Source organism: Cytobacillus sp. EB106-05-05-XG126 (assembly GCF_058791715.1).
In genome coordinates this window covers 19,188-32,576 of record NZ_JBYTDU010000025.1, presented here as the reverse complement: position 1 = coordinate 32,576, position 13,389 = coordinate 19,188, and the positions used below count along the sequence as shown (strand labels likewise).

Sequence of the window (13,389 nt, the reverse complement as noted above, 5' to 3'; positions counted from 1 at the left end):
GAATAAAGGACGGACGTATAGGAAACAGGCAGGTGTCTAATAAGGTCTTAAGTTTGTGAATAAATACACTTAAACTATCGGGTGCTTTACTTAAATAAGAAACCTTCAAAAACAGAGAAAACCCGCTAATATGCGAGTTTTCTTTTTCTATAAATCCTAATTTAATTAGGGTATTGAAAAATTGAATTGTAAGCGTTACACTTACTGTAGTAGTATGCACATGCATTAAGCAGGCAGCTTTTTTTATGCCGCTTAATGCAAACGTTTGCGCACCAAACAGAGATTATAGAAAAGAAATTTATATATAATGAGGGTGTTAACATGAAAAAGGTATGGTGGAAAGAAGCAGTTGGATATCAAATTTATCCCCGCAGTTTCCAGGATTCGAACGGAGATGGAATTGGCGATCTTCAGGGAATTATTCAGCGGCTGGATTATATTAAAGGGTTAGGCATTGATGTCATCTGGATTTGCCCAATGTACAAATCCCCTAATGATGATAATGGATACGATATTTCAGACTACCAGGATATCATGGAGGATTTCGGTTCGATGGAGGATTTCAATCAGCTGATGGATGAGGTCCATAAGCGCGATATGAAGCTGATTCTGGATCTTGTGCTGAACCATACAAGTGATGAGCATCCTTGGTTTATTGAGTCCCGTGAGTCCAAAGAGAACCCGAAAAGAGACTGGTATATTTGGAGAGACGGAAAGAATGGCAAGGAGCCAAATAACTGGGAAAGTATTTTCGGCGGATCGGCATGGGAATACGATGAGAAGACAGAGCAGTATTATCTTCATGTTTTTTCCACCAAGCAGCCTGATTTGAACTGGGAAAATAAAGAGGTCCGCGAAGCTTTATATGCTACGGTGAACTGGTGGCTGGATAAAGGAATCGACGGCTTCCGGATTGATGCCATCAGCCATATCAAAAAGCGTGCAGGCCTGCCTGATATGCCGAACCCGAAGAAGAAAAAGTATGTTTCTTCCTTCGATATGCATATGAACCAGGAAGGCATTCACGAGTACTTAAAGGAATTTAAAGACCGCACCTATGCGAACTATGATGTGATGACAGTCGGCGAGGCAAACGGTGTTACCGTGGATGAAGCGGACCTTTGGGTCGGTGAAGAGCAGGGTAAGATGGATATGATTTTCCAATTTGAGCACCTTGGTCTTTGGGACGCGGAAACAAACCCTGAGGTTGATATTGTCGAGCTGAAAACAGTTCTGACCCGCTGGCAGAAAGGCCTGGAAGCGGATGGGTGGAACGCGTTATTCATCGAGAACCACGATAAGCCGCGTGTCGTTTCCACATGGGGAAATGATAAGGAATACTGGCAGCAAAGCGCAACAGCTATGGGTGCCATGTACTTCCTGATGCAGGGAACGCCGTTTATTTATCAGGGACAGGAAATCGGCATGACTAATGTCCAATTCCCTTCCATTGACGACTATGATGACGTAGCAGTGAAGAACCTGTACCGCCTGAAGAAAGAGGAAGGCATGTCCCATCAGGACATCATGGACATCATCTGGGCTTCTTCCCGTGATAACAGCCGTACGCCAATGCAGTGGTCCTCTAAAGAAAACGCAGGATTCACTAAAGCCCAGCCTTGGATGAAGGTGAATCCGAACTATAAGGAGATCAATGTGGAGATCCAATCGCAGGACGGGGACTCTATCCTTTCTTTCTATAAAAAGATGATTCGGCTGAAAAAAGAAAATGAAGTCTTCACTTATGGCCAATATGATTTGCTTCTTGGAGATGACCAGCAAATCTATGCCTATACCCGTACATCTGAAGATGACAAGGTAGTTGTGATTACAAACCTTTCAACAGAGGAAGCCTCTTTTGAAGCAGATGATAAGCTTTCCTATGAACAGCTTTTATTGAATAACTATCCGGTTGAAAAACATAGTGATATGGATTCATTTACGCTTAAGCCATATGAAGCCCGTGTGTACCGATTGAAATAATTTCTATTAGCAGGATTCCCTTTTGGGGAATCCTGCTATTCTTTTCCCTCTGCCTTTTTGAAACTGGCCAAAAATGCTAAAATGAGGTAAATAACCACTGGAGGCGCAGGCAATGGCAAAGGGTAAAACAAATGCGATGCGTATGCTCGATGCTCAAAAGGTAGTTTATGAATTGATTACATATGACAGCCAGGACGGGAAGATTGATGGTGTTTCGGTTGCAGAAAAAATCGGCAAAGACCCTAAAGCTGTCTATAAAACATTAGTCGCCCAGGGCGTCACAAAGCAGGTCTTCGTGTTCATCATTCCTGTGACAGAAGAGCTCGACCTGAAAAAAGCCGCGAAAGCTGCAGGCGAAAAAAAAGTGGAAATGATCCCGGTCAAAGATATCCAGAAGCTCACCGGCTACATACGCGGTGGCTGCTCCCCGGTCGGAATGAAAAAGCAATATCCCTCTTTCATCGACGCAAAGGCACAAGAGCTTGAGCTGATCATAGTCAGCGGCGGCAAAATCGGCATGCAGATGGAGCTCAAGGTGGATGACCTGCAGAAGGCCATTGGGGCTGAACTGGCGGATTTAATCAAATAATTGAAGCAAGAGTGCTGAATCACCACGATTCAGCACTCTTTTTTTCATAGGCTTTCACCCATCCCGCTCCTTTTGCATACTGTAAGGTGAAAATGCATTTCGAAAGGAAGTGTAGGAGTGGCTGGGAAAATATTAAAATACTTCGCCGGCGGGAATACAGCCCGGGGATTCCACAATTTATTCGAATCGAACCTGGCAGGGCTTGACCGCCTATATATTTTAAAAGGCGGACCGGGAACAGGCAAATCATCCCTGATGAAAGCAATCGGGAAGGAACTGTCTGAAAAAGGCTATGACCTGGAATATATTTATTGCTCATCTGACAGTCAATCGCTCGATGGCGTCATCATTCCTTCTTTAAAAGCAGGCATCGTTGATGGTACAGCGCCGCATGTGATCGAACCGAAAGCACCAGGCGCGGTCGAAGAATATATCAATCTTGGCGAAGCCTGGGATTCAAGGGCACTGGCTGCATGTAAAGAAGAAATTACCGTACTGTCAGGCCAGATAAGCAATTCCTTTGCAACGGCTTATGACACGTTTGCCGAAGCACTGAGGATTCATGATGAATGGGAAAAAATCTATATAGAAAATATGAATTTCCAGAAGGCGGATGAACTAACGAAAAAGCTGAGTTCCACCTTCTATGGAAATATGAAACTAAATAAGACTCCATGTGTAAAGCATCGTTATTTAGGGGCAGCCACTCCCATCGGAGCGGTAGATTTTGTGCCGAATCTTACAGAGGATATTCAAAAAAGATACTTCATAAAAGGGCGTCCGGGTTCCGGCAAGTCCACCATGCTGAAGAAGCTGGCAAAGGAAGCTGAAAGCCGTGGATTTGATATTGAAATCTATCATTGCGGGTTTGATCCGCACAGCCTGGATATGATCATTGTGCGCGAGCTGGGCCTTGCTATCTTTGACAGCACAGCTCCGCATGAATATTTTCCGAATCGTGACGGCGATGAAATCGTAGATATGTATGAAATAACGATCAACTCAGGCACAGATGAGATTTACGCTGAACAGCTAAAGGATATCAGCACCCGTTATAAAAATAAAATGACCGAAGCCATATCCTATCTGGCACGGGCAAAAACCCAGCGGGACACGCTGGAAAAAATCTATGTAAATGCTATGGACTTTTCAGTGGTAGACCGGATCAAAGAGCAGGTCCGCTCTGAATTGCTGCTGATTGCAGAGAAAGTCTAAATCCCGAAAGGAGTATCAAAATGGATTATATGAACTATCCGTTTTATCCATATATGTATGAGCAAAATGAACATGGCCGTATTTTTCCGGGCGGGGGATCAGGAGGAGGCTTCGGCATCCCTGGTTTTCCAGGTGGAGGATCAGGAGGAGGGTTCAGCATACCGGGATTTCCGCCGGGTGGAGGGTTCGGACCACCAGGACCGCCACCAGGTGGACCGGGCGGCGGATTTGGACCTCCGGGTGGTGGAGGAGGCCCTGGAGGACAGGATGGACCGCCATCAGCTCCGCCGCCAAACTTCACCCCTCAAATGCAGCAGGTCAGCACATTCGCTGTTGATCCCGGTGCCATAAGAGGCTGCTTATTCCGTTATACCTTTATATGGCTGCAAAACGGAAACAGCTTCTGGTTCTACCCGACCTTTGTTGGCAGGACCTCTGTTGCAGGCTGGCGCTGGAGAAACTGGCGCTGGACGTATTACGGAACAGACTTGAGGAGAATTCGTTCCTTTCAATGCTTCTAACAATACAAAAGAGGTATCCCGCATAAGGATACCTCTTTTCGTATGTTAAAAAAGAAGATGCGCAGCCAGCACAATCACCGGCAATGTAATCAGTGTTCGCTGTATAAAGATAATAACAAGATCCCAGAAGGATACAGGTATCTTGGAGCCCAGCAGAAGTCCGCCGACCTCTGACATATAAATCAGCTGGGTAACAGATACTGCAGCGACAATAAAGCGGGTCATCTCGCTTTCAATGCTTGCCCCGATCACAGATGGCAGGAACATATCGGCGAAACCGACTACAAGTGTTTCAGAAGCTGCTCTTGCTTCCGGCACCTGCATCAATTCAAGCAATGGAATGAACGGCATTCCCAGATACGTGAAAACCGGCGTGTATTCGGCAACGATCAGAGCCAATGTTCCCAAAGCCATGACAATTGGGGCAACACCCATCCACATATCCAGAATATTCTTGGCGCCATCCTGGAAGAAGGCTTTCAGGCTTTGATTAGTGCGTGCTTTATCTAATGCCTGCTTAAGCCCCCAGCTGAATGGAGTGTGTCCTTCAGGGATGTTCTCATCAAGCTCTGCTTCCTGTCCGTTATAATACGTATCAGGCTTTTTGGCCAGAGGCCAGATTCTCGGGCTGATGATGGCGCAGATGAATCCTGCCGCTGTAATGGTGAGATAAAAAGGCACAAACATATGGCCTAGATTCACCTGTGAAATCACCACAAGGCTGAAGGTAATAGATACGACAGAAAAGGTCGTGCCGATAATGGCGGCTTCCCTTTTCGTATAATAGCCTTCTTCATACTGCTTGCTGGTCAAAAGAACACCAATCGTGCCATCGCCAAGCCAGGAAGCTACACAGTCAATTGAAGACCTGCCAGGCAGCCTGAATACCGGACGCATGATTTTCGTTAAAAGCGAGCCAAAGAATTCAAGTAATCCGAAATTCAATAGCAAAGGCAGGAAAAGCCCTGCAAATAAAAAGACCGAGAACAGGATCGGCAGAAGGTCATTTAAGAGAAGTCCTCCTGTGTTTTCAGACCAGATCTGTTCAGGCCCCATTTGAAATAGGGTGATAACCGCAAAAACAGCGCCGATAAATCTCGCTGCAGCCCAGATGTATGGGACATCAAATAAGTTCTTGAAAAAAGAGCTATTCTCGATAAAAGCAGGCTTGGTGAGCTTCGCCAGCAATGTACCCAAGAATGTAATAACAATAATAAAGGTCATAATTTCAGGAAGATAATCTGTAAGCAGGTTTTGGATCCATCCTGAAAAAATGGCTATGGGAATCGTAATATCTCCCTGATATTTGATCGGAACCATGAATAAGCTGATTCCAATTAAGGATGGTATGAGAAATTTTATCAGATCGGAAGAAGAATGCTTCTTTCTGGATGCGTCAATCAATATATTCACCTTTTTCTTATATTTATAAACCACATGTTATTTTAATTCATTACCCCTGAAAAAGCCAACCCTTTCTCTTAAATTCCACCGTTTCCCTTCTTTTTAAACTTCATATTTTTTAGCTCCCATATTATGTTAAAATATGAAATAATCAAAAAAATCAAAAAGCAGGTGTGCGGATGTTCAGGTTTCGGTTATATTGGAGCTTCACAAAGAAGGCCTTTCTGCGATCAGCCGTTTATCGGTTTGATGTATGGTCACGGCTCGGCTCAAACCTTATTTTTCTGCTGATGTGGGGTTCGATTTGGACTGCACTATATGCCGGAAGGGAAGAAGCAGGCGGTGTCAGCTTTGAGTCCATGCTGACGTATATTGTGGTCAGCCAATTTTTAACGGGAGTAAATGGGGCGGGCACCCCGCTGTGGGAAATCCAGGAGAAGGTCCGGACAGGTGATATTTCCCTGGAATTAATGAGACCGTTTGATGTGCCGCTCCGCTACCTTTTTGCCGACTTTGGCAGTGTGGCCTTTTACATACTGACAGCACTGCTCCCTTTATACACCGTCATGTTCATTTTTATGGATTTGACATTGCCTTCAGAATGGGAAACTTGGGCATTATTTATCGTATCCGCTTTTATAGGATTCCTGATCCGCTATTGCATTGAAATGTCCTTCGGGCTGCTTTCCTTTTTCCTCGTTGAAACGGGCGGAATTGTGGATGTCTTTTACTTCGCCATGTCTCTTCTGTCAGGCTCCGTCATTCCGCTGTGGTTTTTTCCGGGCTGGCTGGAAACGATGGCGCTTTACCTGCCGTTTCAGGGAATCTATTACATACCAAATGCAATTTTCATAGGCAAAATCTCTGGAACTGAGATCCTGCTATCCCTGGGTGTTCAATTATTCTGGGCTGGGGCCAGTTATCTGCTGTTGAGGTTTGTCTGGAATCGAGCATCCCAAAAAGTAGTGGTACAGGGGGGATAGAGTGTGAGTGTTGTAAAATATTTCGATCTGTATTTCAAGCTCATCTCAGCAGGTGTGAGGGCACAGCTGCAGTACCGGTTTGCTTTTGTCATGAGGATTGTGGGCCTCATTACATCCTATACAGGCACCGCTCTCACGATGTGGATCATGCTTTACCAGTTTCAGGAACTCGGCTCATGGACCTTTTACGAGATGCTGTTTCTATTTGCAGTCGCTGTTTTATCCTGGGGGTTCTGCATCATTCTCTTTTTCCATTTCAGGGGATTGGACACCTACATTTTAAACGGCACGTTTGACCGCTTCCTTGTCAGGCCAATCAATCCTTTTTTTCATTTCATGGCAATGAAATTTGATGTCGCCTCTTTTGGGCAGTTTATCTTCAGCATCGGCATTTTTATTTTGGTCAGCTTTAAGCTGCAGCTGGATTGGACAGTTGGGAAAAGCTTGTTTCTGCTGTTATCTGTGGTGGGAGGTATTCTTATCCAGGGCGGTCTGCTCGTCATGATTTCGGCCCTCGCTTTCTGGACGACGAAATCGGAGCAATTTTACTGGGTGGCCATGTTTCCTGCCCGAAATCTGACGAATTATCCTTTGGTCATTTATCCGAAAGCCGTCCAATGGTTTACGGCCTTTGTGATTCCATTCGGCTTTGTGAACTATTTTCCCGCGGCTGTGCTCCTTGAAAAAGAAACACCCTTTTTCCCGGAGAATATCGGGTATTACTCGCCGCTTGTCGGCATCGTCTTTTTTTCCATCGCTTATTCGATCTGGATGCTGGGTTTAAAGCGATATAAAAGTACAGGTTCATAGGAGGGCTGGAAATGCCGATTATAGAGGTTGAAGATCTAATGAAGGACTTTATGATTGCCAAGCGGGAGACAGGCTTCCTGGGCGCTGTGAAGAGTCTGGTAAAAAGAGAACATATTAAAAAAGAAGCTGTAAAAGGCATCAGCTTTTCGATCAATGAAGGGGAAATGGTCGGCTATATCGGACCGAACGGAGCCGGAAAGTCCACCACTATCAAAATGCTGACGGGCATTCTTGTTCCAACCACCGGAAGTGTGAAGGTGAACGGCATCATTCCCTATGAAAACAGACAGGAAAATGCCAAGAATATCGGAGTGGTTTTCGGCCAGAGAACGCAGCTCTGGTGGGATCTGCCTACTATCGAATCGTTTGAGCTGCTGAAGGAAATCTATCAGGTTCCGGATAAGCGGTATAAGGAAAATATGGACACCTTCACCGAGATATTGGGGCTGGATGAATTCCTGAACACACCGGTCCGCCAGCTCTCCTTAGGGCAAAGGATGAGGGCTGACATTGCCGCATCCCTGCTGCATGACCCGCCCATTCTGTTTCTGGATGAGCCGACGATTGGCCTGGATGTCGTCGCAAAGGAAAAGATGAGGACTTTTATAAAAGAGATTAATAAGGAGCGCAGCATCACCGTCATTTTAACCACCCATGATATGGAGGATATTGAAAAGCTCTGTGAGCGGATGATCCTCATCGACCATGGGCAGAAGGTGTATGACGGGGAAATCGCAGTTGTCAAAGAGCGTTTCGGAAAAACGAGGACACTCATCGTGGACCTGGAGGAATCTTCACGCAGCCTTAACCTTAGGGGCGGTGAGGTGTTTAAAGAAGAAGCAAGCCGCTTCTGGATCCGGTTCAACCGGGATGAAGTGTCAGCTTCAGGACTGATTGCCCAAATTACCGAAACGCATAATATCAAGGATCTGACAGTGGAAGAGCCCGCAATCGAATCGATTATCAGCCGCATTTATCAGGAGGGCTATCAGGACCTGCCAGAGACGGTAAAAGTGTAGCCTCATAGAGAAATAGGCTTGGTCAATATATCAATATTTTCTGAAAAATGATATACTATATAGAGGTGATCACATTGATTCTATATTTGCTGGGCTTTTGTACAGTATTGCTGGGAACAGGCATGTTTGTGGACTGGTGGCATAAAAAGCATGGAATGGACGATTTTTACCCTGAGGAAAATGAAAAGCATGTATCTGAGTCAGAGAGAGCCTACATGGAGTCCTATATGCATAACATGAAAAATGATCATCATAATGGAATATAAGCCTCCCGATGAGGCTGCTGCTCATAATAGAAGAGCATGGCGGGTGCCATGCTCTTTTCCTTTTAGAAAAGTAAGAAGCCCATTGAAATAATCACGCCGCTGACCAGAAGAGTCAGCACGCAGAATCCCATGATGTCTTTCGCTTTTAACCCCGCAATGGCGAGTGCCGGCAGCGCCCAGAAAGGCTGAATGAGATTGGTCCAGGCATCACCCCATGCAACCGCCATGGCTGTCTTAGGGATGGAAGCCCCCATTGATTGAGCCGCTTCAAGCATAATCGGAGCCTGAACAGCCCACTGTCCTCCCCCTGAAGGAACGAAGAAGTTCACAAGCCCCGCACTTAAAAACGCGAAGAAATGAAACGTGTAATCATTTGAAATGCTGACAAACGCTTCGGACATAACCGCAGCCAGTCCTGATGCAGTCATCATGCCCATGATTCCGGCATAAAACGGGAACTGGATAATGATGCCGCTTGCTCCTTTTACCGCATTCAGGACAGCTTCGAGGAACTGTTTTGGCGTTCCGTGAAAAAGAATGCCCAGGAACAGAAACAAGAAGTTTACGATATCAAGATTAAGATTAAAGCCCTTTGTGGCGAAATAATAAAATAAGAACACAAGTCCTAGAATCCCGGCCAGCAAGGAAATGATGCGGCTGTTTTCCAGGCGTTCAGCAGGTGTCATCGCCTCTTTTTCGAGTGCAGCTGCCTGTACGTCTTCTTGAAGGAGAGCAGGATCAACTACAATCGTTTCCTCTTTCGATGGCATCATAAAGCGGTTTATAAAAGGCAATACCAATAATAATGCGACAACAATAAAGATATTGAACCCTGCGAAAATAGTCTGGTCAGTAGAGATAACGCCAATCATATCCTCAGAAAAGTGACCCGGTGTAGCAATCGTCAATGGGATCGAGCCGGAAATCCCCCCATGCCAGACAACGAACCCTCCGTAAGCGCTTGCAATTAACAGGCGATAATCCACATTTTTCACTTTTTTGGCAAGTTCTTTTGCGAAAAGAGCGCCGATTACAAGGCCGAAACCCCAGTTAATTAAACTTGCAACCATCGACACGAATGACACAATCAGGATGGCCTGGCCGGGTGATTTGGCCAATGATGCCAGGGCACCTAATCCCTTTTTAAAAATATTGCTGCTGGCTAATACATGTCCTGTGACTAATACCAGCACCATCTGCATGGAAAAAGTCAAAAGGCCCCAAAACCCATTTCCCCAATGCTGAACCATCTGATATGGCCCATTATCTGTAAAAATCAAGCCTAATCCAAAAACCGCAAAAGTTAGGATAATGACAAATAAAAATGGATCCGGCAAGTACCGCTGCATAATGCGATTAAAGAAAGATACCAGTACCCTCATGCTGCAACCCCCTTAAAAATTTTTCTCGAACTTAATATACTTTCTGTAGAATTCAGTTTATTCCTTCTTTTCTGAAATAATTCTTGCCTAAAATGCTCTTGCCCTTTAAATTTGGAGAGTAAATAGTGAAAAGGGGATTGAGATATGGACGTAAAAATAGTCAAAGCCGCAATCGCGGATCGGGACATAGTAAGAAACATGTATGCATTCTATCTGCATGATTTAACAAAATACACAGATGCCTTGCATGTAAACGATGTAGGCACCTTCGAATTTGATGCATTTTCAATAATCTGGGACAAGGAAGGCATTGAACCTTATCTTATTAAGGCTGACGGCAAACTGGCGGGGTTCCTGCTGCTTTTGAAGGCCCCTTTTTTTACAAAAGCAGACTACTGCATCAATGACTTTTTCCTGTACAACTCATTCCGGGGGAAAAAAGTGGGGCAGGCAGCTGTAGGACAGCTTTTTAGTGACTATATGGGTACGTGGTATATCGAGCAATTAAAACGAAACAAGCCTGCAGTCCGCTTTTGGGAAAAGGTGTATCAGGACTATCAGCTTGAGGTTCAGGAGAATTTGAGGATGGAAGATGGAGAAGAGGTAGTGGGGCAGTTTGTGAAGGTGGAATAGATCGAATCCCTGGAATGACGTCCGGACACAAAAAGAGAAAATTGGCGCTCCAGAGTCCGACCCGGGTCCAACTTCGGACACAAAAAGAGAAAATGGGTGTCTTAGAGTCAGAACCCGGATCAACTTCGGACACAAAAAAGGAAAATAAGTGGCTTAGAGTCAGAACCCGGATCAACTTCGGACACAAAAAGAGAAAATGAGCGGTTTAGAGTCAGAACCCGGATCAACTTCGGACACAAAAAGAGAAAATCGGCGCTCCAGAGTCAGAACCGGGTCCAACTTCGGACACAAAAAGAGAAAAAGGGCGTCTTAGAGTCAGAACTCGGATCAACTTCGACACAAAAAGGGAAAATGGGCGTCTAAGAGTCAGAACCCGGTGCAACTTCGGACACAAAAAGAGAAAATGAGCGGTTTAGAGTCAGAACCCGGATCAACTTCGGACACAGAAAGAGAAAATGGGCGTCTAAGAGTCAGAACCGGGTTCAACTTCGGACACAAAAAGAGAAAATGGGCGTCTAAGAGTCAGAACCGGGTTCAACTTCGGACACAAAAAGAGAAAATGAGCGGTTTAGAGTCAGAACCCGGATCAACTTCGGACACAAAAAGAGAAAATCGGCGCTCCAGAGTCAGAACCCAGCCCAACTTCGGACACAAAAAGAGAAAATGGGCGGCTTAGAGTCAGAACCCGGATCAACTTTGGACACAAAAAGAGAAAAAGGGCGTCTTAGAAACAGAACCCGGGTCAACTTCGGACACAAAAAGCGAAAATCAGCGGTTAAGAGTCAGAACCCAGCCCAGCTTCAGACACCAAAAGAATAAATCCGCGCCACAGTGTCCAAACCGCAGCTCCCCGCCAATAAAAACAAAAAAACAGACCTCCTCCCAGAGGTCTGCCCGGTTATTTTTTCTGCCTGACAGGTATCGTTTCCCTGCGCAGCATTTTCAATAGCGATATGCACATAAAAATCAGGATAATGGTGAATGGAAGCGCCGATACCAGCGAGGCTGTCTGCAGGCCTTCGAGTCCGCTGCTTAATAGCAGGACCGCGGCAATGGCTCCCATTAGCAAGCCCCATACAATCCGCGGGAATAGCGGAGGGTTCAGGGTGCCGTTAGCGGTCATAACGCCCAGGATATACGTTGCCGAGTCAGCTGATGTAATTAAGAATGTCAAAATCAGCAGAATGGACAGCACTGAAACCAAAAAGCTGAAAGGCAATTGGTTATAGGTCTGGAACAGCGCAGAAGTCACATCATTGTTAACGGCCTCTGCAATCTGTGTGCCGCCGAATAAATCAAAGTGCAGCGCTGTGCCGCCAAATACGGCAATCCACACAAGTGCGATTAACGGAGGAACAATCAGGACGCCGACAACAAATTCGCGGATCGTTCTCCCCCGGGAAACACGGGCAATAAAGGCTCCGACAAAAGGGGACCAGGCAATGGCCCATGCCCAGTAAAAAATCGTCCAGTCGCGGATCCATGTGCCTCCCTTGTAGGGGGTCAAGCGCAGGCTTAACTTAATAAAACTTGAGATATAGTCGCCGATCCCAAGTGTAAAAGTATTTAAAATAAACACAGTCGGGCCGGTAACCAGTACAAAAATCATCAAAGCCAGTGCCAGTCCGAGATTGATGTTGCTCAAGTATTTGATTCCTTTATCAAGGCCTGTCGAGGAGGACAGCAGAAACAAAGAAGTCATTACCGCAATAATCAGAATTTGAGTCATAGTGCTCTGCTCTATGCCGAATACTGCGTCAAGCCCGCCGTTAATCTGCAGAATTCCCAGTCCAAGCGAGGTCGCCACCCCCATGACTGTGGCAATAACAGCCAGGATATCAATGACCTTTTTCAGCAGGACAGGATCTTTTTTCTTGCTGAACAAAGGAGTTAAAGTGGTAGAGATCAGTCCGTTTTCTCTCCTTCTGAATTGGAAATACCCCATGGCCAGTCCCACGATCGTAAACACTGACCATTGGCTGACTCCCCAGTGGAAAAACGAGTAGCCCATCGCCTCGCGGGCCGCTTCTGCTGTTAAAGGATCCATGCCTTCCCTTGGCGGAGTGAAATAATGGCTCATAGGCTCGGCAATTCCCCAGAAAACCAATCCAATCCCAAACCCTGCACTGAATAACATTCCAATCCATGTAAAAAATGGATAATCCGCTTTATCTTCATCATTCCCAAGCTTGAGGCGGCCATATTTGCTGATAGCCAGAAAGATACAGAATAAGACAAAAAACAAGACCGAAATTAAGTAAAACCAGCCAAATGCGTATGTAGTAAAATCGAAAGCTTTTGTTGCAGCACTGGCGAACAGATCAGGAGCCAGGGCCCCCAGTAATACTAAGAATGTTATAACTACGGCTGAAACCCAAAATACACTGTTTATACTGCCGGATTTATCATTCAATAAAATCCCCCCTTGATATGTAAATCACATTTGTATTTTGGTCTTCTTTTCTGTCTAATCATTCATTGGGATTTGTAAAATGCAGGTAAAATGGGATTAAATAGAAGAGGAAAAGCTGTCCGAAAACGGAGAAAGCAACAAATCTCTACCATACCTTACCCTTAACATGAT

The 13,389-nt window shown here is 45.4% G+C and carries 12 protein-coding genes; 9 read left to right on the top strand and 3 right to left on the bottom strand.

Annotation, left to right across the window (positions count from 1 at the left end; all coding sequences use genetic code 11):
- Positions 1-321 precede the first annotated feature (321 nt).
- The 4 genes from AC3WTL_RS24515 (at position 322) to AC3WTL_RS24500 (ending at position 4,308) form a co-directional block, all read left to right on the top strand.
- A complete protein-coding gene (locus tag AC3WTL_RS24515) occupies positions 322-1,983 on the top strand; it encodes a glycoside hydrolase family 13 protein (protein ID WP_492370183.1) in 1,662 nt (553 codons plus the stop codon).
- Between the two features lie 112 nt (positions 1,984-2,095).
- Positions 2,096-2,572, top strand: a complete 477-nt coding sequence (gene ybaK / locus AC3WTL_RS24510) for a Cys-tRNA(Pro) deacylase (protein WP_048009492.1) — start codon at positions 2,096-2,098, stop codon at positions 2,570-2,572.
- A gap of 117 nt (positions 2,573-2,689) precedes the next feature.
- Positions 2,690-3,787, top strand: a complete 1,098-nt coding sequence (locus AC3WTL_RS24505) for a PRK06851 family protein (protein ID WP_248350114.1) — start codon at positions 2,690-2,692, stop codon at positions 3,785-3,787.
- A gap of 20 nt (positions 3,788-3,807) precedes the next feature.
- On the top strand, positions 3,808-4,308 hold the full coding sequence (locus AC3WTL_RS24500; protein ID WP_248350112.1) for a hypothetical protein: 501 nt from the start codon (positions 3,808-3,810) through the stop codon (positions 4,306-4,308).
- Positions 4,309-4,353: 45 nt separating this feature from the next.
- Here AC3WTL_RS24500 and AC3WTL_RS24495 read toward each other — a convergent pair whose 3' ends face one another.
- Positions 4,354-5,709: a YjiH family protein gene (locus AC3WTL_RS24495; RefSeq protein WP_435869280.1), complete on the bottom strand. Its 1,356-nt coding sequence runs from the start codon at positions 5,707-5,709 to the stop codon at positions 4,354-4,356.
- 182 nt (positions 5,710-5,891) lie between these two features.
- Here AC3WTL_RS24495 and AC3WTL_RS24490 point away from each other — a divergent pair, with 182 nt between their 5' ends.
- The 4 genes from AC3WTL_RS24490 to AC3WTL_RS24475 all read left to right on the top strand — a co-directional run bounded on the left by AC3WTL_RS24490 (position 5,892) and on the right by AC3WTL_RS24475 (position 8,790).
- Positions 5,892-6,695, top strand: a complete 804-nt coding sequence (locus AC3WTL_RS24490) for an ABC transporter permease (RefSeq protein ID WP_248350110.1) — start codon at positions 5,892-5,894, stop codon at positions 6,693-6,695.
- Between the two features lie 3 nt (positions 6,696-6,698).
- Entirely contained in the window at positions 6,699-7,505 is an 807-nt protein-coding gene (locus AC3WTL_RS24485; RefSeq protein WP_252220432.1) for an ABC transporter permease, read from the top strand.
- Positions 7,506-7,516: 11 nt separating this feature from the next.
- Positions 7,517-8,524 carry an ABC transporter ATP-binding protein gene (locus tag AC3WTL_RS24480; protein WP_252220429.1) on the top strand — a complete coding sequence of 336 codons (1,008 nt, stop codon included), beginning with the start codon at positions 7,517-7,519 and terminating at the stop codon, positions 8,522-8,524.
- Positions 8,525-8,589: 65 nt separating this feature from the next.
- A complete protein-coding gene (locus tag AC3WTL_RS24475; protein ID WP_248350093.1) occupies positions 8,590-8,790 on the top strand; it encodes a hypothetical protein in 201 nt (66 codons plus the stop codon).
- 62 nt (positions 8,791-8,852) lie between these two features.
- Here AC3WTL_RS24475 and AC3WTL_RS24470 read toward each other — a convergent pair whose 3' ends face one another.
- Positions 8,853-10,172, bottom strand: a complete 1,320-nt coding sequence (locus AC3WTL_RS24470) for a short-chain fatty acid transporter (protein WP_252220422.1) — start codon at positions 10,170-10,172, stop codon at positions 8,853-8,855.
- 144 nt (positions 10,173-10,316) lie between these two features.
- Between AC3WTL_RS24470 and AC3WTL_RS24465 the strand changes: the two genes are divergently transcribed.
- Positions 10,317-10,805, top strand: a complete 489-nt coding sequence (locus AC3WTL_RS24465) for a GNAT family N-acetyltransferase (protein ID WP_492370182.1) — start codon at positions 10,317-10,319, stop codon at positions 10,803-10,805.
- A gap of 898 nt (positions 10,806-11,703) precedes the next feature.
- Here AC3WTL_RS24465 and AC3WTL_RS24460 read toward each other — a convergent pair.
- Complete coding sequence (locus AC3WTL_RS24460) at positions 11,704-13,218, bottom strand: BCCT family transporter (RefSeq protein WP_197217487.1); 1,515 nt, start codon at positions 13,216-13,218, stop codon at positions 11,704-11,706.
- Positions 13,219-13,389: the final 171 nt, after the last annotated feature.